Origin of the sequence: Bacillus sp. BB51/4 (assembly GCF_008368845.1) — a bacterium.
Lineage (GTDB): Bacteria > Bacillota > Bacilli > Bacillales > Bacillaceae_G > Bacillus_A > Bacillus_A wiedmannii.
In genome coordinates, this window is sequence record NZ_QOSC01000014.1 from 155182 (window position 1) to 177299 (window position 22118).

General features: G+C 35.6%; 21 protein-coding genes, 2 other RNA genes and 2 riboswitches. Of the genes, 20 read left to right on the plus strand and 3 right to left on the minus strand.

Translation table 11 applies throughout. The features are described from left to right. The first annotated feature begins 145 nt into the window (after nucleotides 1-145). From DN392_RS20620 to pbuX, 8 genes are all read left to right on the plus strand, one after another. The gene (locus tag DN392_RS20620) at nucleotides 146-1285 is read left to right on the plus strand and encodes a THUMP domain-containing class I SAM-dependent RNA methyltransferase (RefSeq protein ID WP_000521230.1); all 1140 of its coding nucleotides are present in this window, start codon (nucleotides 146-148) and stop codon (nucleotides 1283-1285) included. Between the two features lie 61 nt (nucleotides 1286-1346). Beyond that, complete coding sequence (locus DN392_RS20625) at nucleotides 1347-1529, plus strand: DUF3921 family protein (RefSeq protein WP_000376889.1); 183 nt, start codon at nucleotides 1347-1349, stop codon at nucleotides 1527-1529. Between the two features lie 138 nt (nucleotides 1530-1667). Continuing rightward, nucleotides 1668-3605, plus strand: coding sequence for an ATP-dependent DNA helicase (locus tag DN392_RS20630; protein WP_000493718.1), 1938 nt, complete (start codon nucleotides 1668-1670; stop codon nucleotides 3603-3605). Between the two features lie 100 nt (nucleotides 3606-3705). After that, on the plus strand, nucleotides 3706-5223 hold the full coding sequence (gene ypwA, locus DN392_RS20635) for a carboxypeptidase (RefSeq protein WP_048566794.1): 1518 nt from the start codon (nucleotides 3706-3708) through the stop codon (nucleotides 5221-5223). Between the two features lie 46 nt (nucleotides 5224-5269). After that, entirely contained in the window at nucleotides 5270-5743 is a 474-nt protein-coding gene (locus DN392_RS20640) for a GNAT family N-acetyltransferase (protein WP_048561322.1), read from the plus strand. Nucleotides 5744-5897: 154 nt separating this feature from the next. Further along, nucleotides 5898-6644 (plus strand): type I methionyl aminopeptidase, encoded by a 747-nt coding sequence (locus DN392_RS20645; protein ID WP_000628437.1) that lies wholly within the window; start codon nucleotides 5898-5900, stop codon nucleotides 6642-6644. Between the two features lie 116 nt (nucleotides 6645-6760). Further along, a riboswitch (purine riboswitch) is annotated at nucleotides 6761-6862 on the plus strand. Nucleotides 6863-6968: 106 nt separating this feature from the next. Further along, nucleotides 6969-7562 carry a xanthine phosphoribosyltransferase gene (locus tag DN392_RS20655; RefSeq protein WP_000866483.1) on the plus strand — a complete coding sequence of 198 codons (594 nt, stop codon included), beginning with the start codon at nucleotides 6969-6971 and terminating at the stop codon, nucleotides 7560-7562. 3 nt (nucleotides 7563-7565) lie between these two features. Further along, nucleotides 7566-8888 (plus strand): xanthine permease PbuX, encoded by a 1323-nt coding sequence (gene pbuX / locus DN392_RS20660; protein ID WP_000809222.1) that lies wholly within the window; start codon nucleotides 7566-7568, stop codon nucleotides 8886-8888. 15 nt (nucleotides 8889-8903) lie between these two features. Here the strand turns inward: pbuX and DN392_RS20665 are convergent, their stop codons facing one another. Next, nucleotides 8904-10067 (minus strand): DUF418 domain-containing protein, encoded by a 1164-nt coding sequence (locus DN392_RS20665; RefSeq protein WP_000193078.1) that lies wholly within the window; start codon nucleotides 10065-10067, stop codon nucleotides 8904-8906. 550 nt (nucleotides 10068-10617) lie between these two features. Here DN392_RS20665 and DN392_RS20670 point away from each other — a divergent pair. Next, nucleotides 10618-14277 carry a dynamin family protein gene (locus DN392_RS20670; RefSeq protein ID WP_048566796.1) on the plus strand — a complete coding sequence of 1220 codons (3660 nt, stop codon included), beginning with the start codon at nucleotides 10618-10620 and terminating at the stop codon, nucleotides 14275-14277. A 3-nt stretch (nucleotides 14278-14280) separates the two neighbouring features. On the opposite strand, the gene DN392_RS20675 is transcribed toward DN392_RS20670, so the two are convergent. Then, nucleotides 14281-14535, minus strand: coding sequence for a DUF3931 domain-containing protein (locus DN392_RS20675; RefSeq protein ID WP_000369740.1), 255 nt, complete (start codon nucleotides 14533-14535; stop codon nucleotides 14281-14283). Nucleotides 14536-14607: 72 nt separating this feature from the next. On the opposite strand from DN392_RS20675, the gene DN392_RS20680 reads away from it, so the two are divergent. The 5 genes from DN392_RS20680 (at nucleotide 14608) to ssrS (DN392_RS20700) (ending at nucleotide 16709) form a co-directional block, all read left to right on the plus strand. Next, complete coding sequence (locus DN392_RS20680) at nucleotides 14608-15075, plus strand: GNAT family N-acetyltransferase (RefSeq protein ID WP_048566797.1); 468 nt, start codon at nucleotides 14608-14610, stop codon at nucleotides 15073-15075. 21 nt (nucleotides 15076-15096) lie between these two features. After that, a complete protein-coding gene (locus DN392_RS20685; protein ID WP_000451808.1) occupies nucleotides 15097-15369 on the plus strand; it encodes a YpbS family protein in 273 nt (90 codons plus the stop codon). Nucleotides 15370-15371: 2 nt separating this feature from the next. Further along, nucleotides 15372-16205, plus strand: coding sequence for a sulfurtransferase (locus DN392_RS20690; RefSeq protein WP_064056757.1), 834 nt, complete (start codon nucleotides 15372-15374; stop codon nucleotides 16203-16205). 116 nt (nucleotides 16206-16321) lie between these two features. Further along, nucleotides 16322-16504: non-coding RNA, 6S RNA (gene ssrS, locus DN392_RS20695), on the plus strand. Between the two features lie 21 nt (nucleotides 16505-16525). Then, a non-coding RNA gene (gene ssrS, locus DN392_RS20700) (6S RNA) lies at nucleotides 16526-16709 on the plus strand. A 54-nt stretch (nucleotides 16710-16763) separates the two neighbouring features. Here the strand turns inward: ssrS (DN392_RS20700) and DN392_RS20705 are convergent. After that, on the minus strand, nucleotides 16764-17213 hold the full coding sequence (locus DN392_RS20705) for a hypothetical protein (RefSeq protein ID WP_001235541.1): 450 nt from the start codon (nucleotides 17211-17213) through the stop codon (nucleotides 16764-16766). An 83-nt stretch (nucleotides 17214-17296) separates the two neighbouring features. On the opposite strand from DN392_RS20705, the gene DN392_RS20710 reads away from it, so the two are divergent. From DN392_RS20710 to DN392_RS20735, 6 genes are all read left to right on the plus strand, one after another. After that, on the plus strand, nucleotides 17297-17608 hold the full coding sequence (locus DN392_RS20710) for a hypothetical protein (protein ID WP_000169026.1): 312 nt from the start codon (nucleotides 17297-17299) through the stop codon (nucleotides 17606-17608). Nucleotides 17609-17611: 3 nt separating this feature from the next. Next, nucleotides 17612-18847, plus strand: a complete 1236-nt coding sequence (locus tag DN392_RS20715) for a glutathionylspermidine synthase family protein (protein WP_064056755.1) — start codon at nucleotides 17612-17614, stop codon at nucleotides 18845-18847. Beyond that, complete coding sequence (locus DN392_RS20720; RefSeq protein ID WP_000606860.1) at nucleotides 18844-19230, plus strand: DUF350 domain-containing protein; 387 nt, start codon at nucleotides 18844-18846, stop codon at nucleotides 19228-19230. Before DN392_RS20715 ends, DN392_RS20720 begins: the two co-directional genes overlap by 4 nt. Before the next feature lie 125 nt (nucleotides 19231-19355). After that, nucleotides 19356-19521: riboswitch (M-box (ykoK) riboswitch) on the plus strand. A gap of 342 nt (nucleotides 19522-19863) precedes the next feature. After that, nucleotides 19864-20589, plus strand: a complete 726-nt coding sequence (locus DN392_RS20725; protein ID WP_048566801.1) for a P-type ATPase actuator domain-containing protein — start codon at nucleotides 19864-19866, stop codon at nucleotides 20587-20589. A 130-nt stretch (nucleotides 20590-20719) separates the two neighbouring features. After that, the gene (locus tag DN392_RS20730; RefSeq protein ID WP_000757060.1) at nucleotides 20720-21586 is read left to right on the plus strand and encodes a 5'-3' exonuclease; all 867 of its coding nucleotides are present in this window, start codon (nucleotides 20720-20722) and stop codon (nucleotides 21584-21586) included. Between the two features lie 359 nt (nucleotides 21587-21945). Then, a complete protein-coding gene (locus DN392_RS20735; protein WP_048566802.1) occupies nucleotides 21946-22092 on the plus strand; it encodes an FbpB family small basic protein in 147 nt (48 codons plus the stop codon). Nucleotides 22093-22118 lie beyond the last annotated feature (26 nt).

A 22118-nucleotide genomic window follows, 5' to 3' on the forward strand; every position in this document is an offset into this window, starting at 1 on the left:
TTTGTTAGAGGAGGGCTTTTTATTTGTATGAAGTTATAAATTATGAGTTAAAATGGTTAATGAGAAAATTCTTCGTAAAATGTAATGATTAATAGGACAAATTGCTATTAATTATTGTTTAACTATACATAAGAGGTGAATGCAAATGGGAAAAGTTACTTTAATTGCAACAGCGGCAATGGGTATTGAAGCGTTAGTTGCCCGAGAAGTTCGTGATCTTGGTTATGAATGCCAAGTGGAAAATAGCAAAGTAACATTTGAAGCAGATGAAAAGGCGATTTGTCGCACGAACTTATGGTTACGTACTGCGGACCGTGTGAAAATTAAAGTTGGCGAATTCAAAGCGACAACATTTGATGAGCTGTTTGAAAAAACGAAAGCATTAAACTGGGGAGATTATATTCCAGAGAATGGAGAATTCCCTGTAATTGGTAAATCGTTAAAATCTGAGTTGTTCAGTGTTTCAGATTGCCAACGTATCGTTAAAAAAGCTGTCGTTGAAAAATTAAAAACAACATATAAACGTACAACTTGGTTTGAAGAAGATGGTCCGTTATTCCGTATCGAGATCGCAATGCTCAAGGATATTGCAACATTAACAATTGATGCAAGTGGTGTTGGACTTCATAAACGTGGATACCGTATGGATCAAGGGGAAGCCCCATTAAAAGAAACATTGGCTGCGTCTTTAATTAAGTTAACAAACTGGAAGCCGGATCGTCCTTTCGTAGATCCTTTCTGTGGATCAGGTACAATTCCGATTGAAGCAGCATTAATTGGACAAAATATTGCACCAGGATTTAACCGTGGCTTCGCATCAGATGAGTGGGGCTGGGTTGGTAAACAAAACTGGCGTGAAGCTCGTCAAGAAGCTGAAGATTTAGCGAATTATAATCAACCACTACAAATCATTGGATCAGATATTGATCATCGTATGATCCGAGTTGCTCAAGATAATGCAGAAGAAGTGGGCTTAAGTGATTTAATTACATTTAAACAAATGCAAGTAAAAGATTTCACGACAAAAGAGGATTATGGCTATGTTGTAACGAATCCTCCATACGGAGAACGTTTAAGTGAAAAAGCACTCGTTGAACAATTGTACAAAGAAATGGGACAAGTATTCCGCCCATTAGATACATGGTCAGCGTATGTATTAACAAGCTACGAAGCATTTGAAAAGTGTTATGGAAAAGATGCATCGAAGAAACGTAAACTGTTTAATGGATTTATCCGTACAGATTACTACCAATACTTCGGAAAACGTCCACCGCGTAATTCATAGTATAAAACTCCTCCAGCGCGCATATACTGGCTATTATGTAATGCGTAAAGGAGGACGTGATATGGATAGTTTCCAATTATCTATGATTCAAAAAGCTATTCATCGTACGTATGATGAGATCGGGAAAGAAGTGGATAGCCAAGGTGCGATTGTAGAGGAAATACAAAAAGCACAAGAAGAATATTTGTCAGCTCTTTCACACGAAACAACGATTGATAAACGGTATTTAAAGTCATTAATATAGAAAAAAATTTTCCTTTTTCGAAAGGAAAATTTTTTTTCGTGTATTTCTATGTATGGCAACAGGGGAAAGTGGCTGCACACATATGAGTAGCAGTTGCTATATCTTTTTATAGAAAAACTTTTTGGTTGGAGGCTAAGGATGTTTACTGAGAAGAGATTACCATTTGAAGTAGGAAAACAAGATAATTTTTATGATAAGTTGAATGAATGGATTGGAGATGTGTTTTACGATATCCTTCCGGAAAAAGGCTTTGAAGAGCGTGATGAACAAATTTTTATGGCGTTTCAATTAGAGCGTGCTTTCCAAGAAAAGAAAGTAATGTTCGCAGAAGCGGGTGTAGGAACAGGGAAAACAATTGTATATCTTCTATATGCAATTTGTTATGCGCGTTATACTGGAAAACCAGCTATTATCGCTTGTGCTGATGAAACGTTAATTGAGCAGCTTGTGAAAGAAGAAGGAGACATTGCTAAGTTATCTGAAGCATTAGGACTATCTGTTGATGTTAGACTTGCGAAATCAATGGATAATTATTTATGTTTACGTAAACTTGAAGATGTTATGAGTGGACGAGCTCCAGAAGTAATTGAAGATGTATACTACGAATTACCACAGTTTGTATTCGATCATGGTACGATGCAAAACTTTACTCACTACGGCGACAGAAAAGAATTTCCACTTTTAAATGATGAGGAATGGTCAAAAGTAAATTGGGATTACTTCCAAGATTGCTTCACTTGTGATTCTCGTCATCGTTGTGGTCAAACTCTTTCTCGTGAACATTATCGTAAAGCGGCAGATTTAATTATTTGTTCTCAAGATTTCTACATGGATCATATTTGGACGTACGATGCTCGTAAGCGTGAAGGGCAAATTCCGTTATTACCTGAAAGTAGCTGCGTTGTATTCGATGAAGGACATCTTGTAGAATATGCAGCTCAAAAAGCTTTAACATATCGTTTAAAGCAAACGATGATGGAGCAACTTTTAACAAGATTGTTGCAAAATGATATTCGTGAAGAGTTTGCACATTTAGTAGAAGAAACAATTTGGCAAACAGAGCGATTCTTTGATGTGTTACAAGAAAATAAAAAGGAAATCGCCGGTTCTGATCGTTTAGAAATTACTGTGACAGAAAAAGTAACAGCTGAAGCGAATAGACTTTATGCAAAAATTGGTGAAGTCGGTGATGCATTAGTATTTGAAAGTGAAATGCATACAGTAAACACGTATGATTTAAATATCGTTGATGAACATTTAGATGTATTAGAACATTCACTGCGTCTGTTCATGCACGAGAAAAATGTAATTACATGGGGTGAAGAAGGTGATGGAGCCTTCACGTTAGTGATTATGCCACGTGCAGTTGAAGAAGTATTACAAGAGAAAGTATTCTCGAAGAAAATCCCGTATATTTTCTCTTCTGCTACATTATCTAACAACGATTCATTCGCATTTACAGCAAATAGCCTAGGGGTAAAAGATTACTTATCATTCTCAGTTGCCTCACCGTTTGATTATGAGGAGCAAATGGCAGTAAACTTACTATCGCATACGAAAGAGAACGAATGGGAAAGAAAGTGTCAATATACACTTGAAAATATACAGAAAACAAATGGACGTACACTTGTATTATTCCGTACAACACAAGAACTTGCAGCGTTTAAAGAATATGTAAGTAAAGAACAAATGTCCGTTCCGTTCCTATATGAAGGGGATCAAGAAATTAGTCAGCTCGTTTCTCGTTTCCAAAATGAAGAAGAGACTGTACTTTGTGCTGTTCATTTATGGGAAGGTTTAGATATTCCTGGTTCGTCATTATCGCATGTTATTATTTGGTCATTACCATTCCCTCCAAACGATCCTGTGTTTGAAGCGAAGCGTAAACATGTAAATGATCCATTCTGGGATGTAGATGTACCGTATATGATTTTACGTCTTCGTCAAGGGATTGGACGTTTAATTCGTACGAGCGACGATAAAGGTGCTATATCAATCTTCTTATCTGATACAGAAGATGAGAAAGTGATAGAAGCGGTGAAAAACGTACTACCAGTAGAAGGTAAAGAATTATAAGGAGAAAGCTTGGCGCTTGCCAAGCTTTTTTTCTATTATAAAAGGAATTTAGATTTCCATGTCGAATTAAGTTTGAGGTAGAAAAGGGAGGTTTTATACGATGACAGTAGCTACATATGAAGTAGAAAAACAATTTTTAACATATGTGAAGAAGATACAGAATTACGGGGAAGCATTAAGCTTAATGTTTTGGGACTTAAGAACAGGTGCGCCTAAAAAAGGTGTAGACCAGCGTTCAGAAGTAATTGGTATGCTTTCATCAGAAGTGTTTGTCATGTCAACTTCAGATGAGATGGGAAATTATTTAACAGAGCTTGAAGCTTTAATAAGTGAAGATAAACTTTCTGAAACGACGAAGAAAATGGTTGAAGAGTGTCGTAAAGAATATGATAGAAATAAGAAAATTCCACAAGCGGAATACGAGGCGTATGTGAAATTAGAAGCGAAAGCGGAAAGTGTGTGGGAAGAAGCTCGGGAAAAATCTGATTTCGAAATGTTCCGTCCGTATTTAGAACAAATAGTTGAATTTAAAAAGAAATTCATTACATATTGGGGTTACGAAACATATAAATATAATACATTATTAGATATGTATGAGCCAGGTATTACAGTAGAAGTGTTAGATCACGTATTTGGTCAACTTCGTGAGCGTATCGTTCCGCTCGTAAAAGAAATATCGGAGTCACAAAAGAGATTAAAGACAAGTGCTTTATCAGAACATTTTTCAAAAGAAAAACAAAAGAACTTTACATTAGAGTTATTAAAGCAATTGAATTATGACTTTGAAGCAGGTCGTCTTGATGAAACGGTACATCCATTTGAGATTACATTAAATAGAGGGGACGTTCGTATTACAACACGCTATGATGAAAAAGATTTCCGTATGGCAGTGTTTGGAACAATTCATGAATGTGGCCATGCTGTATATGAACAAAATATTGCAGAGAAATTCGAAGGTACACCGCTATGTAGTGGAACTTCTATGGGTATTCATGAGTCACAATCATTATTCTTTGAGAACTTTATCGGTCGTAATAAATCATTCTGGAAGAAAAATTATGATTTATTAAAAGAGTATAGCGATGGTCAATTCAATGATATATCAATAGATGAATTTTATGATGCGATTAACGAATCGAAGCCATCGTTCATTCGTATAGAAGCAGATGAGCTTACATATCCGCTTCACGTCATGGTTCGTTATGAACTTGAGAAAGAATTATTTGATGGTACATTACAAGTGAAGGATTTGCCAGCGGCTTGGAATGATAAGATGGAAGCATATTTAGGAATTCGTCCGGAAAGCGATGCGCAAGGTGTATTGCAAGATGTTCACTGGGCTGGTGGTTCATTTGGATACTTCCCATCTTATGCGCTTGGTTATATGTATGCAGCGCAATTTAAGCAAAGAATGTTAAAAGAAATTCCGAACTTTGATGCATTATTAGAAGAAGGAAATGTAACACCAATTCGTGAATGGTTAACAGAAAATATTCACCAATACGGTAAAACGAAAAAGCCACTTGAAATTTTAGAAGATGTGACAGGTGAAGGATTAAATGCAAACTACTTAGCAGATTATTTAGAAGCGAAGTATAAAGAAATCTATGGGTTATAAAAAAGAGCTGCTTAATTGCAGCTCTTTTTTTAAAGGGGATAGAAGAATGATTTATACATATACAGTAATGACGCAAGAAGAAGCGGAAGAAATTGCATATAACTGGCATTATGAAGGGGAATATTCTTTTTATGATATAGAGGCAGATGAAGAAGATTTAGCTGAGTTTTTACATGATGAGAGTAGAGGAGATCATACATTTTCTGTGAAGGAAAACGGCACTCTCATTGGTTTTTTTACTGTTTGTAAAATAAATGATGGAACGGTTGATATAGGTCTTGGAATGAGACCTGATATAATTGGAAATGGATGTGGTTTACAGTTCGTAAACGCTGGACTAGCTTTTAGTAAAGAAAAATACGGATGCAATTATATAACGTTATCAGTAGCAACATTTAATGAGCGAGCAATTAAAGTGTATAAAAGAGCAGGATTCGAAGCAGTTGGAACGTTTATCCAGAAGACGAACGGTAGTTGTTTTGAATTTTTGAAAATGAATTATATATGTAAAAATGATTAAGAAACAGAGGGGATCTTCTGTTTTTTTATTTTGATTTAGAAGTATAGGATACATATTTTTATACTTGTTGTAATTGGGAGTTTTGAAATTTTGACAGAGGATGTGTATGATTGAACTTTAGTAGCAAATAGCAGGTTTAGCAAGGAGAGGTAGAATGATTACAATTAAAACGAAAAATGAAATAGATTTGATGCATGAATCTGGGAAATTACTTGCTTCATGTCATAGGGAAATTGCCAAAATGATGAAACCAGGTATTACGACAAAAGAAATTGATACGTTTGTTGAAGCATATTTAGAAAAGCATGGTGCAACATCTCAGCAGAAAGGTTACAACGGGTATCCATATGCGATATGCGCATCTGTAAATGATGAAATGTGTCATGGGTTTCCGGCGGATGTTCCTTTAAATGAGGGTGATATTGTAACAATTGATATGGTAGTAAACTTAAATGGTGGTCTTTCAGATTCTGCTTGGACGTATAGAGTTGGAAATGTTTCTGAAGAAGCAGAAATGTTATTGGTAGTAGCTGAGAATGCATTGTATAAAGGAATTGATCAGGCGATGATCGGTAATCATGTAGGAGATATTGGCTATGCGATTGAAAGTTATGTAGCAAATGAAGGTTTTTCTGTCGCAAGAGACTTTACGGGACATGGAATAGGTAAAGAGATTCATGAAGAACCAGCAATTTTTCATTTTGGGAAACAAGGACAAGGGCCTGAACTACAAGAAGGAATGGTAATTACAATTGAGCCTATTGTCAATGTAGGTATGCGATATTCGAAAGTAGATTTAAATGGATGGGCTGCAAGAACGATGGACGGGAAATTATCAGCGCAATATGAGCATACAATTGCTATTACAAAAGATGGGCCAATCATTTTAACGACACTTTGAAATAATATGTAAGAGTTTACAAAACTCGAACGAAAAAGGTGTTTTTATAAAATTTGTACGTGTTTTATTAAGAAATGCTTTTCAAAGTATAAAAAGTGCGTTATAATCCATCTATAAAATAAATAGTTAGCTACACTCATATAATCGCGGGGATATGGCCTGCAAGTTTCTACCGAAGTACCGTAAATACTTTGACTATGAGTGAGGACGAATATATTTGCTTGTTTAGCATTCTTTTTTGCGAAACTCCAAAAGCGCGTCTCTCACTTGTAACGAGTGGTGGCGGCTTTTGGAGTTTTTTATTGCATAAGAGGGGGAACAAACATGAAAGTATTACAAGAAAAGATTTTGAACGAAGGAAAGGTTTTATCTGGTGACGTATTAAAGGTAGATGCATTTTTAAATCATCAAATTGACCCAGTACTTATGCAAGAGATCGGAAAAGAATTTGCTAAACGTTTTAAAGAAGAGAACATTACAAAAATCGTGACGATTGAATCTTCAGGCATTGCACCAGCAGTTATGGCTGCATTAGAGCTTGGTGTAAAAGTAATCTTTGCAAGAAAACGTAAATCGTTAACGTTACAAGATAATATGTACGTTGCAAACGTATATTCATTTACGAAACAAGAAACGAATGAAATTTCATTATCTCGAAATCATATCGATGAAAATGATCGTGTTTTAATTATCGATGACTTTTTAGCAAATGGTCAGGCTGCTTTAGGTTTAATGAGTTTAGTAGAGCAAGCAGGAGCAAGTATTGCAGGAATTGGTATTGTTATCGAAAAAGCATTTCAAGATGGAGGAAAGAAGCTTCGTGAACAAGGAGTTCGTGTTGAGTCACTAGCAGAAATTGCATCACTTGATAACGGCACTGTTACATTTGTACAGCAAGAAACTGCGGAGGTGAAATAAACGATGAAGCAACATCCATTTAAAATCGCATCGCTTGGTATGCAGCATATGCTTGCGATGTATGCTGGCGCAATTATCGTTCCGCTTATTGTGGGCGGCGGACTTGGTTTAAATCAAAAAGAGTTAACATATTTAGTCTCGATTGATTTATTAATGTGCGGCGTTGCGACGATTTTACAAGCATTATCAAATCGCTTTTTCGGTATTGGACTTCCAGTCGTACTTGGTTGTACATTTACAGCGGTTGGCCCAATGATTGCAATCGGGAAACAATACGGCGTGTCTTCTATTTATGGAGCAATTATTGCTGCCGGGTTATTCGTTGTTATTTTTGCGAAATTATTTGGAAAGCTTGTAAAACTGTTTCCACCTGTTGTAACAGGATCTGTCGTTACCGTAATTGGAGTTACACTTGTTCCAGCAGCAATTAATGATATGGCTGGTGGAGTAGGAAGTAAGGATTTTGGTAGTCTTGAAAATTTAGCGTTAGCATTTGGTGTATTACTATTTATCATCATTATGTATCGTTTCTTTGACGGATTTATTCGTTCAATCTCTATTTTACTTGGTCTATTGTTCGGTACAATTGTCGCAGCATTTATGGGGAAAGTAAGTTTGCAAGCGGTTGGAGAAGCGGATTGGTTCCACGGTATTCAGCCATTTTACTTCGGTACACCAACATTTGAATTAACGCCAATTATTACGATGATTTTAGTTGCTTGTGTAGGGATTGTAGAAGCAACAGGTGTATATTTCGCATTATCTGATATTTGCAATAAAAAGATCGGTGAAAAAGAATTAACAAAGGGCTATCGAGCAGAAGGATTAGCGATGGTGTTAGGTGGTATTTTCAATGCGTTCCCATATACAACATACTCTCAAAACGTAGGACTTGTTCAATTAACTGGAGTAAGAAATCGCGTTATTATTTATACTTGTGGTGGTATGTTAATCGTTCTTGGGTTCATTCCAAAAATCGCAGCTATTACAACTATTATCCCGAAATCAGTACTTGGCGGTGCAATGTTAGCGATGTTTGGTATGGTAATGGCATATGGTATTAAAATGTTAAGTAGTGTTGATTTTGGTAAACAAGAAAACTTATTAATCGTTGCATGTTCTGTTGGAATTGGGCTTGGGGTTACAGTTGTTCCGACATTATTCTCACAACTTCCTGAAAACATTCGTATTTTAACAGATAACGGAATTGTACTTGGAAGTGCGTCAGCAGTACTTTTAAATATCGTATTTAATATGGTGCCGCAGCGTAAAGTGAAAGTAAAAGAAGAGCCAGTGTCGATGCAAAGTGCAGTAAGAGAAGCATAAAAAAGCAAGGTCTCGTTATGAGACCTTGCTTTTCTTTTTAAGTGGCATCATTTTCCCGTACGTACCAAGGCGCCATATATATTCAAGTGGCCCGTATTGATAACGTGACAGCCACCAGCGGCTAATAAAGATTTGTAACGTATAGAAACTAATGCAAAAGAGAGGACCTACCCATAATGGAGCAAGATAATCATTTTTGAACAATAGTCCGAATACAAGTAATGTAACAATTGTATGTGAAATGTAGTTTGTTAATGCCATTCGCCCAACGTATTGGAAGGGGCGTAATAATGTTTGCCATCTTTCTTTTTGTAATAAACGCATGAGCGTGAAAATGTAGAATATGAATAACGTTTTTCCGCTAAACATTGTAAAGACCTGCATGTAGATTGGTTCATAAGATGGTTTTGATAAGAAATAACGGACCATGAAGAACCACATTGGTAATGTTAAAATGAACATAATAATTTGCCATTTTTTAAGCTTCGGATCTAACTCTTTCGCGCGGCGGAAGATATCCTTTTTGCCGGCGTATAAACCAAGTAAAAATAGTCCAACTGTTTCTGGGAACATGAATGCGTTTAGTCCAATTCCATCAGCATAAAATGCATGGAAACGAGTTTGTATTTGTGACACCCAGTCTTCAAGTGGCATGATTGGTAAGGAAAATCCTAATTCTTCCTTTGGAACGAATGCAATAGCGATACCACCGATTAGCATGAAAAACTGAAAAATACTTAATAAAACGATTGCCCATATTAAAATGGTACGAGGTTCTCTCTTGTAAAATAAAAATAAGAAAAATCCAGCGATTGCATAACTATGTAAAATGTCCCCGTCCCATAAAAGAACGTAATGTAAGAAACCAAATAATAATAAAATAAGTAAGCGACGAACAAATAAAGTTTTTGGGCGATCTGCTTTCGCTTCAGCACGAGTCATAAAAATGTAAAAGCCTAGGCCGAATAAAAACGAAAAGATTGTATAAAATTTTGTTTGAATAAACATATCGTAAAATAGACGGATATAGCTATCTAGCCCCTCATAAACTCCTGAAAGATCACGTGAGTCAATCCCAGCGATAATAGGCCAGTTAACAAGAAAAATACCTAGTACAGCTATCCCTCTAATAATATCGATGGAATGTATCCTCTCGCCTTGTGAAATATTTTGTGTCATTATTTTCCTCCTTGTTAAGTAATTCCCTTTTATTATACAAAATGTAAAGAGGAGGGTATATAGGTAATTTCCAATTTTTAAAACTGTTAAGATATGTATTATGAGATATAATAAGAGTGCACAACAAGTTTTAACCTTCTTCAAAACAGGCAGTAAAGCTCCTTTCTATAAGGGGCTTTCTTTATGAAAAGTATTGATAATGATTCTCTTTAATGATAAAATGTATTTAAAAGTGATAATCATTATCAAAAAAAGGTTGGTGCATGAGTATGGTATATGCATTAGTAGCAGGTACAGTCGCTGTATATGCAGTTATTGCAAAGTATGTTTTAAATGGAGTAGGAACAGCAAAATGAGTGATATGACATAAAATCCCTTTCATTTGTAAAAAGAATGAAAGGGATTTTTTATTTTTAATGAGAATATGCTGAAAATTTAGTATGATAGTAAAGTGAAACTGTAATCGATGAGGGGATGTATTTCCTGATGATTATGAGCTCGCAAATGGCGAGAAAAAGTATATACATCTTGGATAAAGGGGAACAAGGGGATGACAAACATAGTACAGACAAACGGTATGAAAAAACTTGTTTGTTTTTATGAAGAGTGGCAAAAACACGGCGATGCAGAGAATAGTGTAAAGTTGTTTGAGGTGATTCAAAAATATAAACAAGAGCAGCTTATGATAGCGTTCTGCGGTCACTTCTCTGCAGGGAAATCAACGATGATGAATCATCTATATAAAGCGCAGTTGTTACCAACAAGTCCAATTCCGACAAGCGCTAACGTTGTCAAAATTGAAAAAGGAATGGATCGTGTTGTTGTAACAGTTAAATCCGGTGAACAGTACGAATATGACGGTGCATATTCAGCTGAAGAATTAAAACAAATTTGTAAAGACGGTGATGAGGTAATTGGTGTTCATATTTATCGGAATGATGCGCCAATTCCTGAGGGTGTTATGTTAGTTGATACACCAGGGATTGATTCAACAGATGATGCCCATCAATTAGCGACAGAATCAACGCTGCATCTAGCAGACGTAATTTTTTATATGATGGATTATAATCACGTCCAATCGGAAGTGAATTTGCAATTTGTTAAAGAATTGAAACAACGTAATAAAACGGTTTATCTAGTTGTAAATCAAATAGATAAACATAAAGAAAATGAATTATCGTTTGAGGATTATAAAGATAGTGTAAAACAATCGTTCTCTAACTGGGATATTGAAGTAGATGGAGTGTATTATACTTCATTACGAATGATGAACCATACACATAATGAAATTGGGAGCTTAGAAACATTAATTACTTCTATTATGAAAGAAAAAGTGCAGTATGTAAGAGATGGAATGGAGCGAGAAACAGAATATTTAATGGGGGAACATTTTTCGTTTATTCTTTCGGAAAATGAAAAAGCTCTTTTGAAATATGAGGAAGAGCTAGCATCGCCGCTTTCTATTTCAGAGATAGTGGAAAAGAAAGAAGAGCTAACGGAAACTAAACAGCGCGAGGCTAGTAAAGAATCTCATGTGAGAAACGAATTTATAAAAGGCTTACAAGCTATATTAGATAACGCGTATTTAATGCCATTTGAAATGAGAGAATTGGCAAATGCGTATTTAGAAACGAAATTAACTAAATTTAAGGTCGGTTTGCTGTTTGCGAAAGGAAAGACGGAGCAAGAAAAACAGAGACGTTTAGATGCTTTTTATTCTGCTTTGCAAAAGACTGTTGAAACGCAACTTGATTTTCATGTGAAAGAATTTATTGTTGCCTTCTTAAAAGAAGAAGGATTGTTCACAGAGGAAATTGGGAAAGACATATATGCTTTAGAAATTGCTTTCGGATCAGAAATGTTAGCTGAAGTCATTAAACAAGGTGCAGGTTTCACAGGTGATTACTTACTTCTTTATACAGCGGATGTAGCGAATGAACTGAAGAAACGTTATTTTACAAAAGCGCAGCAAATTTTTGATAAAAGTGCAGTCGTTTTAAAGCAAAAGGTGAAGGAAGCAGTTGCACGCATTGAAGAAGAGATTGAAAAATATATGATGTTGCAAACGGCAAAAGAAACGCAATTGCAATACAGTAACAATTTAGAGACATATGAAAGTTATTTGCAAAATGTTTGGCACGAGCGTGTTGCTACACCAGAAGGATTGCAAATAGAGGAGATATTGCAAAGTAAAACACAAATTGTTAGTGAGAAATTCACACTACAAGAGCAGGAAAGCGTAAACGATAGCGTAATGGCTTGTGAGGAAGAGATAAAAGGAACAGCAGCTTTAAATATTCAGCGTATATTAGAGAAAGTGAAGAAAGCTGAAACGATATTAGAGCCATTGCCAGCGCTGAAACATGTACAGCAAGAGGTAATAGAAAAAAGGCGTCGTGTGGAAACGAAACAATTTACAGTAGCGTTATTCGGAGCTTTTAGTGCTGGGAAATCATCATTTGCCAATGCATTGCTTGGTGGGAATGTACTTCCTGTATCACCAAATCCGACGACGGCAACGATTAATCAAATTTTGCCGGTTACAGAGGAAAAACCACACGGAACAGTAATGGTCCAATTCAAATCAAAGCAAGCTCTATTAGAAGATATGAAAGCTGTTTATAAGTTGTTTCATTATGAGATTACTACGTTAGATGAAGCGTTAGCACAAATTGATAAAGTTATGAAATATCCTTCACCAACTGGGAAGCAAAAAACAACATTTAGCTTTTTAAGAGCGGTACAAAAAGGGTATGATACGGTTTCTGCTCATTTAGGGGAGCAAGTACAAGTTACATTAGAAGAGTTTTCTGATTATGTAGCGAATGAAGAAAAATCATGTTTTGTTGAGTACATGGAGCTTTATTATGATTGTGCTTTAACAAGGCAAGGAGTAGCGCTTGTAGACACACCTGGAGCGGATTCTATTAACGCCCGCCATACGGACGTTGCGTTCCAGTATATTAAAAACGCAGATGCTATTTTATTTGTAACGTATTATAATCATGTGTTCTCTCGTGCTGACCGTGAATTCTTAATCCAGCTTGGTCGTGTAAAGGATACTTTTGCACTTGATAAAATGTTCTTCTTAATTAATGCGGCCGATTTAGCAGAGTCTGAAGAAGAACTTGAAATGGTAAAAGGTTATATCGCAGACCAGCTACTGCAATACGGTATTAGAAATCCGCGTTTATTTGCAATTTCAAGTTTATGTGCACTTGAAGAGAAGCAAGGAAAGAATATTGAAAAAGAGAAGTACGGTATTTTACAAAACTCTGGGATTGCTAAGTTCGAGGGATCATTTACATCCTTTATGATGAGAGATTTAATGCTCGTATCTGTTCATGCTTTATATGGTACATTGCAAGGAGCAGATCAGCTTTTAGTAAATATGATAAACGGTGCAAAGCAGGGGAATGAAGAGAAAGAGAAGCAAACGAAAAAATATGAAGCAGAGCGTGATCAGCTACTTCATATTATTTCATCATATAGTGTGCTTGCTGAAGAGCAGGCGATGCAAAATGAAGTGAAAGAATTGCTTTATTACGTGCAACAGCGTCTATTCCTACGCTATAACGATGTGTTTACTGAATTTATTAATCCAGCATCGCTGCGAACGGATGGGAATGTGAAAGTGCAGTTGCAACAGTGCGTTATGGAATTAGTGGCATTTATTCAGCATGATTTACTACAAGAAATGCGTGCGACATCATTACGCCTTGAGAAATGGATAGATGAAGCGATGAAGCGTGCAAAGAATGAAATTGTGGTGAACTGTAAAGTAGAAAATGAATCAATTTCTATGAGTGGAACAGTGGATTATGAATATAAAGATATTGCACATAAAGAACCGTTCCCTTCAGTTGAAATAAAAGATTTCAAAAAAGCACTGGCGCATTTTAAAAATGAAAAAAGCTTTTTTGAAAAAAATGATAAAGCTTTCATGCAAGAAGAGGCTAAAGTTGTATTAGAGCCTTTCGTATCAAACTATGTAGCTGATGAAAAAGATTTATTTGTTCATCATTATAAGCAAGAGTGGGATTCGAAATGGAAATTATTCCAAAAAGTGATGCAGCAAGATGTGATGAATTATTATGAAAGTGTATTATTTGCATTGGCTGAAACAATTGATGTATCACTATATGAACAAAGTAAAGAACAATTGCAAAAGCAGTTAGTAGAGATTGAAAAAGAAATTTATGTGATATAGTCGTTATGAGAAAAAGATTCGTTCAATTTTCTTTTGCAATACTGTATCTAAAGATTTGACAAACCCAGCAAATTCATCGGTAGAAATCATATGAGTAAGAACGAGGCGTCTGCCGTCTGGTGTTTCACCGCATAAGACGAATGAAGAAAATTCATATGTTTTGTTTTCTACTACTAATTTTGGATAGGAATACGTGTCGCTTTTCTTCTTCTTTCCATCAATAGAGATGACGTTGCATTTTTTCTCATTGTTGTCCATGGTGAATCCCTCCTTTCTATTATTTATGGTAGACAAGGAGGGTTTAGAACAATAGAGAAAGGGGAGTTTTTTATGTGTGTAGTAATAGAGTATATTTCAAAAGAAGCTATACCGAAACCTTTATTATTGCTTGCTGATCCAAGTGAGGGGCAAATTGATGCATATGTACAAAGAGGGTTAACATATGTAGCTAAGCAAGAGGAAAGAGTTGTCGGTGTATATGTTCTTTTGGAAACAAGGCCGAAGACGATGGAAATTATGAATATTGCGGTTGTAGAGCATTTGCAAGGAAAAGGGATTGGAAAGCAGCTATTAAGTCATGCCGTAGAAACTGCTAAAGGATATGGTATGTCAAAACTTGAAGTTGGTACAGGCAATTCTAGTGTTTCACAACTTGCTTTATATCAAAAATGTGGATTTCGTATTTTTTCTATTGATTTTGATTACTTTTCAAAGCATTATGAAGAAGAGATTATTGAAAATGGGATTGTATGTCGTGATATGATTCGGCTTGCAATGGAATTGAATAAGAACGTATAACTTATTTAGGGGGAAGAGAAGATGGAAGTACATAAAGCAATTACAGCACATTCTCGTAAACAAAATGAAAGTGTAAAAGCATGTTTACAATTAGATGCGCAGCGTGAAGCAGCTATTGAAGCAGCCGTATCTCTTGCATCAAAGGGGAAAGAATTTTCGGTTGATGTCATTAATGTTGTAACAAAGCAAATTAATGATCTTGCAAAAAATGGTGTTACACTGCAGCGTAAATATGTTACAGAAGAAATGGTTATGGAGTATGTAAGTCGTTTGCAAGAGAAAGAAGGTCGTTAAAGATGATAGTTACAGTCGAATGGTTACGTGAGCATATAGAAGATGAGAATGTCCGTATAATCGATTGTCGTTTTGATTTAGCGAATCCTAATTGGGGTAGAGAAAAGTATGAGGAAGAACATATTCTTCATGCATTATATTTTGATTTGAATTTAGATTTATCAAGTCCTGTAACAGAACATGGTGGTCGCCATCCATTGCCGAATATTGAGGAGTTTGCAGACAAGCTTTCACAAGCTGGTATTGATGAACATACGACAGTAATTGCATATGACAGTCAAGCGGGTGCAAATGCTTCTCGTCTCTGGTGGTTATTAAACTATGTAGGACATGAGAAAGTATATATATTAGATGGTGGATTTCCAGCTTGGAAAGAGAATGGACTACCGATAACAACGGAAATTCCTGTTGCTATACGAAAAACATTCAAAGCAAATGTACAAGATCATATGCTTGTAACGATGGAAACGGTGAGAGAGAATATTCATGCAGGTGCAGATGTTACGTTAATTGATTCTAGAGAGCCAAAACGTTATGCTGGTGTAGAGGAACTAGTTGATCCAAAAGCAGGACATATTCCGACAGCAGTAAACTATTTTTGGAAGGATGGAATTGTACAATCAGGGCAATTTAAGAATGAAGCTGGGCAACAAGAACGATTCCGAAATCTTTCGAAAGATAAGGAAACAATTGTATATTGTGGTTCTGGTGTTACAGCCTGTCCAAATATCCTTGCATTGAAATTAGCTGGATTCCAAAATGTTAAATTGTATGCAGGTAGCTGGAGTGATTGGATTTCTTATCCAGAAAATCAAATTGCAAAAGAAGAAGATTAATCACTTGCATGCAAAAATAATTTGTATTAAAATAAGGTCACAAGCAAGAAATTGCTCGAAAAACTTTGTATTTTACACATTGGAAACAATGTGATAATATAACGACAAGTAAATAATACATCCTGCGGTGTACGTAACTTATTTATGTCTAAAACCGATGTTAGTTATACGGAAGCTCAATATTTAGCGACCATCATCAAGCCTTCCTTGTGGAGGAAGATGTACGGTAACTGTGAGGGCATCCACCTGCGAGTAGCGGGTTTTTGGACATTTACGAGGAGCGGCACGTGCGGGGGTCTTATTTCAACTAACATTATATAAAATTCCTACGGTGTACGTAGCTTATGCATGTCTTAAACCAATAAGTTTAATATGGAAGTTCAATATTTAAATGTAGCTAACATGCCATCTTTTTAAGAAGGAAGTTACAAACATTTGTGAGAGCATCCACCTGTGAGAGCAGGTTTATGGACATCTAGAGAGAACGGCATATGTGGGGCTATATAAAAACCTTACGTTTTATACGTAAGGTTTTTTTGTTGCATACATATATCTATTTTATCTGGATTCACCTGTGAAGTTTCCATAATAAATATAGCACTTTCTATCTTCATCAATCTCTCTTGAATCTAAAGCGAACTCCATATGCATGCCGTCGCGCTGAATATATATAAGGTCTGAATGAAGAGATGGCAAAATTTCTTCATAGTTCCATACATCTTTCCGATCTATTATGCTTGAACTCGTTTCACTTAGTTCTCTAACCTCAAAACCGATGTGAGAGTATGTAGGATCTGAAGGGTCATTTGCAAACTCTTCTTTTTGAATATATATAACTGCTGTTCCGTCTGGATCTACTGAAGTAGCAGTAACAACATACGTCTTGTTATCCTTTATAAAATATTCACACGTCATGCGTGCGATGATTTCAGAATTAGAAATATTTGCGTAGTTCCATAAAGCAGGATACCTTTTCGTTTCATCATTAAGTCGATATTCTAAGCGCATTTTATCCCTCTTCTTCCTTTTTCTTCTACTTTATCATGCTATCTTATATAATAGGAATAGAATTTAAAAAGGGGAGTGCGAAGGTGACAAAAACGAAATGGCTAGTAGGTGGTGTCGTAACGTCTTTAATGACTGGCACCTTATTTGGCTGCGCACAAGATCTTCCCCCAAAACCGAATGATAATAGTTGTTCAGATTGGGATTGGGATGATGAACTTGGGGTATGGCAGTGTGATGATAGTAGGTCAGGTTATCGTGGGCATTATTTTTATGGTGGGAGTTACTATCAAAATAAATCCACTTTTAAAAATTCATCGGCGTTTAAATCTTATCAATCGTCTGCGGAATTTAAAGGTGGAATTGGAAGCGGTTCAAAGGGAGGATTTGGGGGCTAACATATGTCGCAATACATAAGGGATCGAAAAGAATTTTATTCGAAATATCCGAATTTTTGGTCGGATTTATATGAATGTGAGTATAGTTTGTTTCATATTTTCTCTATAACAAATCAGACTATGAAACAATTGCAATTAGCAACTGAACGAATGGGGAAAATATTTTTTAAGACTGCTAAACTTTTGCGGAATTTAAGTGACGAACAGCTTCTTGAACTTGGGTATCCTCCTGCAAGCTTATCTTTCATTAGAATGAAAGGATTATATCCTGAATCTGTTATTTCACGATTTGATTTCGTTTTAACAAGTGATAACCAAATTAAAATGCTTGAGTTTAATAGTGATACACCAACTTTTATTATGGAATGCTTTCAAATGAATGGAAAAATTTGTGGGAAACTAGGCTATGATGATCCAAACTTGGGTCAAGAACGATTACTATCTTCTGGTGTTACAAAGGCCGTAATGGAAGCGACAAAGGGAATAGATAACCCAAATGTTGTTTTTACAGCACATCATGAACATATTGAGGATTGGAATACGACTATGTATTTGAGTCAGTTATGCCATGTTGAAAATAAAGTAGTGCCAATGTCAGAACTTAGAATTACAAAAGATGCTTTAGTGGATAGGGATGGAGTACAGATTGATATTTTATATCGCCAAACATATCCGATAGAAGATTTAATTGAGGATCAAGATCCTGAAACAGGAGACTTCGTAGGTGTGGAACTGTTGCAACTTGTAAAAGCCGGAAAGCTTTTTATAATAAATCCTTTGTCAGCATTTTTGCTTCAGCCAAAATCAATTCAGTGTCTGATTTGGGGGTTAGCAGAAGAAAAGGCCTTTTATACAAATGAGGAACAACAGTGGATTAAAGAATATATGTTACCTACATATTTAGAACCAGATTTATTTTTAGGAAAAGGCTCTTTCGTTCAAAAACCTTCATTTGGTAGAGAAGGAGACACAATTACCGTTCGCGATAAGGACGAAAATATTATGATTCAAAATGCACACCAAACGTATAAAGCGTCACTGCCGATATTTCAAAAGTATACAGAACTTCCAGTCGTATCTTTGGAAACAGAGAAAGGGATGGAGAAACTGTCGTATGTGTTTGGTTCGTTTTTAATTGCTGGAAAAGCGAGTAGTATCGGTATTCGCGCTGGGGAAAAAATTACAGGGAATGAATCGTACTATTTACCGGTAGGTATAAAAAAGGAGGAAAGTATATGATTAATTTTTTATTATATTTAGCAGTAACACTGGGCCTTTTATGCATTGGTCTGTTCCTCATGGAAGTGACAACGAAAGTAAAAGAATTTAAGTTAATGGCCCAAGGAAATAAGGCGGTAAGCTATGTACTTGGAGGACGATTACTTGGGTTAGCTATTGTTTTATATTCGACAGCAGCTAATTCCATTTCACTTCTTGATATGGTTTCGTGGGGAGCCGTTGGGATTTTGGCTCAAATTATCGTCTTTTATTTAGCTGAGTGGCTTACACCACGCTTTAATATAAACAAAAGTCTTGAAGAAGATAATCAAGCAGTCGGTCTTTTTCTTATGTTTTTATCGCTTTCCATTGGGATTGTAATTGCTGGTTGTATAACTTATTAAAACCTTTACGTTTAGACGTAAAGGTTTTTATTTTATATATGTTAGTTCGCCATACTTGTCGAAAAAATTGTAGGCTACTGTTGACATCTATTTTAAATAAGAGTAACATTTTCTATGTAATAAAAATAAGTCTCTGTTAGGTGAGGCTCCTGTATAGAGAAATGCTACTGCCCAAAAATGTCGAGAGACGCCAATGGGTCAACAGGAATGATCGAATTAAGGTTTTTCTTAACGTAGCTGGTAATGTACCTATGCTATACAGTGCTAAAACTCGGCGAGGGAGAGGTCCGTAGATTTCTAATTGTTTAGGAATCGTTTATTTGTGTATGCCATGACCTTTACTCTTTTCGGAGTAAGGGTCTTTTTGTTACAAATCTATGAGTAACTTCATAGTATAAACTATAAAATTAAACGAGGAGGTGAGGAGCATGTCAAATTCTGACTCGGTTCCGTTACCCATATACTTCAAATCAAAAATATATGATGTAGGCAGGAAACGACTTGTTCCTCCCTCTATATTTATCATAATGTAGCGTTTATATGCATGTTCAAGCGCTAAACACTGTTACGGTAAAGTGGATAAATTGAGAAACAAAGCGTTTCTTCCTATGTTGTACAGGAGGAGACGATAATATGTTATATGCAAACAAAACTGTGGGTAACACGTCATATAAATTAAGTAAAAAATCAATGAAAGAACAAACAATGCTTCAAAAAAATAAAGATTTATTAATTGAAATCGCAACGAGAGATGTAAAATCTGTATTTGCGTATTTTAAAACAACAAGAGACGGATTATCTATGAAAGAGGCACAAAAACGCATTCAAGTATACGGCCGAAACGAATTAATTTCAAAAAGAGCGCGTATTGCGGAAGTAATGATGAAGCTAAGTGGAATGATTCCAGGTTTTTCAAAACAACATGTGCATGATGGATTCCAATGTGAGAAAATTACTGTGTCTCGAGTAGAATGTTCTAGTGTAACAGGTTTAAACGGTGAATTAAAAATGATGAATGTGCCAGTACAAGAGCTTGTTCCTGGGGATATGATTTTTCTTTCAGAAGGTGATACAGTACCAGCAGATGTACGTATCATTTACGCGAATGATTTATTAGTAAATGAATCCGTGCTAACAGGAAAAGATGCAAGTATTGAGAAATTTGAAAGTTGCTATCACCTTGAGCGTAAACGATTTATTCCTTTAAAACGAATGAAAGACTATAATCCACTTGAACTTGAAAACGTATGTTTCAAAGGGACTCATATTGTTGGCGGAAATGCAAAGGCTGTAGTTGTTTCGACTGGGAAAAATACGTATACAGGAATTCTTCATACTTGTTGTAGTAGAACGTCTTAATGTGTAAATGATGCTAAATATACAAAAACAATGTATAATAGACAAAGTTGAAAAAACGTAGAATGGTAATCTATTTATATAACCTTACGTGATAACGTGGGGTTATTATTTTTTTGGTAGGAGAGGGATTATGAAAAAAGTATTATTAGTTGATGGTATGGCACTATTATTTCGTGCTTTTTACGCAACAAGTGTCTACGGACAATTTATGAAACGACAAGATGGTACCCCTACAAATGGGATTCATGGTTATATGAAACATTTATTAACAGCTATGCAAGCAATTGAACCGACACATATCGTAACATGCTGGGATATGGGTAGTACGACATTTAGAACAGAATCGTTCTCGAATTATAAAGCGAATCGTGTAGCGCCGCCTGAAGAATTAATTCCGCAATTTGATTTAGTTCAAGAAATGACTGCGAAATTGTCTATTCCAGTTATCGGTATGAAAGGGTATGAAGCGGATGATTGTATCGGCACGCTTGCAAAACAATACTGTAATGAAGCGGAAGTGTATATTTTAACAGGTGATACGGATTTACTTCAGCTTGTTGATAAGAACGTTACAGTAATGCTCTTGCGCAAAGGAATTGGAAATTACGAATATTACACACCAGAGAAAATCATGGAAGAAAAAGGCGTAGAGCCGTGGCAAATCGTGCATGCGAAAGCATTCATGGGAGATACGAGCGATAATTACCCAGGTGTAAAAGGTATCGGGGAAAAAACAGCGTATAAATTGATTCAAGAGCACGGAACAGTAGCAACTGTACTAGAAAATGTAGCATCATTAACGAAAGCGCAGCGTACAAAGATTGAAAGTGATCTAGAGAACTTAAATATTTCATTACAATTAGCACAAATTCATTGTGAAGTTCCAATTTCATGTTTACTAGAAGAAGGCTTACACACAATGGATGAAGAAAAACTTAGATTCGTTTGTGAAGAAATGAATTGGGGAAGACCAGAAATATTAATCAATATGCTGTAAATAGTTTTGAAAGAGGGATGTTGTATAAGTCAAACTTTGACTTATACAACATCCCTCTTTTTGTTTTTACGAACAGTATCGTAGTAAATAAAATTATATCGAACTCAATTTTAAATATATAAATGTTCGACAAAATATATTGATAGAAGTTGATGACAATAGCAACTTTTATAATGAAATGAAGCAATTTCAAAATAGTTTTAGGATAATCACATTTTTGTATGTTCACAAAGTTGTCAGAAAATAAATGAAATTTTCATATGAAGTTCAAATGGAATTCACAACAATCCATTATTATAAGAACAACCAGATAATTCTTTATCTTTTATATAAACCATCCCCCAAGGAGGACAATGAGAATGAGAAAAAAAGTGAGAAAATCTTTTAAACAATTATTAATTGAAAATAAACAATCACTATTAAATAATAAAGAAAATATGAAAGAAATTGAAGAGAGAATTGAGAAACGACATGTCGCATATAGAGCTGCTAGTAACTCTGTATGATAATTTTGCTCATGAAAAAAGCTTGT

What these genes read in the sequence shown, in the direction of transcription:
- DN392_RS20620 (WP_000521230.1), top strand. Translation starts at nt 146, where the DNA reads ATGGGAAAAGTTACTTTAATTGCAACAGCGGCAATGGGTATTGAAGCG.
- DN392_RS20625 (WP_000376889.1), top strand. Translation starts at nt 1,347, where the DNA reads ATGGATAGTTTCCAATTATCTATGATTCAAAAAGCTATTCATCGTACG.
- DN392_RS20630 (WP_000493718.1), top strand. Translation starts at nt 1,668, where the DNA reads ATGTTTACTGAGAAGAGATTACCATTTGAAGTAGGAAAACAAGATAAT.
- ypwA (WP_048566794.1), top strand. Translation starts at nt 3,706, where the DNA reads ATGACAGTAGCTACATATGAAGTAGAAAAACAATTTTTAACATATGTG.
- DN392_RS20640 (WP_048561322.1), top strand. Translation starts at nt 5,270, where the DNA reads ATGATTTATACATATACAGTAATGACGCAAGAAGAAGCGGAAGAAATT.
- DN392_RS20645 (WP_000628437.1), top strand. Translation starts at nt 5,898, where the DNA reads ATGATTACAATTAAAACGAAAAATGAAATAGATTTGATGCATGAATCT.
- DN392_RS20655 (WP_000866483.1), top strand. Translation starts at nt 6,969, where the DNA reads ATGAAAGTATTACAAGAAAAGATTTTGAACGAAGGAAAGGTTTTATCT.
- pbuX (WP_000809222.1), top strand. Translation starts at nt 7,566, where the DNA reads ATGAAGCAACATCCATTTAAAATCGCATCGCTTGGTATGCAGCATATG.
- DN392_RS20665 (WP_000193078.1), bottom strand. Translation starts at nt 10,067, where the DNA reads ATGACACAAAATATTTCACAAGGCGAGAGGATACATTCCATCGATATT.
- DN392_RS20670 (WP_048566796.1), top strand. Translation starts at nt 10,618, where the DNA reads ATGACAAACATAGTACAGACAAACGGTATGAAAAAACTTGTTTGTTTT.
- DN392_RS20675 (WP_000369740.1), bottom strand. Translation starts at nt 14,535, where the DNA reads ATGGACAACAATGAGAAAAAATGCAACGTCATCTCTATTGATGGAAAG.
- DN392_RS20680 (WP_048566797.1), top strand. Translation starts at nt 14,608, where the DNA reads ATGTGTGTAGTAATAGAGTATATTTCAAAAGAAGCTATACCGAAACCT.
- DN392_RS20685 (WP_000451808.1), top strand. Translation starts at nt 15,097, where the DNA reads ATGGAAGTACATAAAGCAATTACAGCACATTCTCGTAAACAAAATGAA.
- DN392_RS20690 (WP_064056757.1), top strand. Translation starts at nt 15,372, where the DNA reads ATGATAGTTACAGTCGAATGGTTACGTGAGCATATAGAAGATGAGAAT.
- DN392_RS20705 (WP_001235541.1), bottom strand. Translation starts at nt 17,213, where the DNA reads ATGCGCTTAGAATATCGACTTAATGATGAAACGAAAAGGTATCCTGCT.
- DN392_RS20715 (WP_064056755.1), top strand. Translation starts at nt 17,612, where the DNA reads ATGTCGCAATACATAAGGGATCGAAAAGAATTTTATTCGAAATATCCG.
- DN392_RS20720 (WP_000606860.1), top strand. Translation starts at nt 18,844, where the DNA reads ATGATTAATTTTTTATTATATTTAGCAGTAACACTGGGCCTTTTATGC.
- DN392_RS20725 (WP_048566801.1), top strand. Translation starts at nt 19,864, where the DNA reads ATGTTATATGCAAACAAAACTGTGGGTAACACGTCATATAAATTAAGT.
- DN392_RS20730 (WP_000757060.1), top strand. Translation starts at nt 20,720, where the DNA reads ATGAAAAAAGTATTATTAGTTGATGGTATGGCACTATTATTTCGTGCT.
- DN392_RS20735 (WP_048566802.1), top strand. Translation starts at nt 21,946, where the DNA reads ATGAGAAAAAAAGTGAGAAAATCTTTTAAACAATTATTAATTGAAAAT.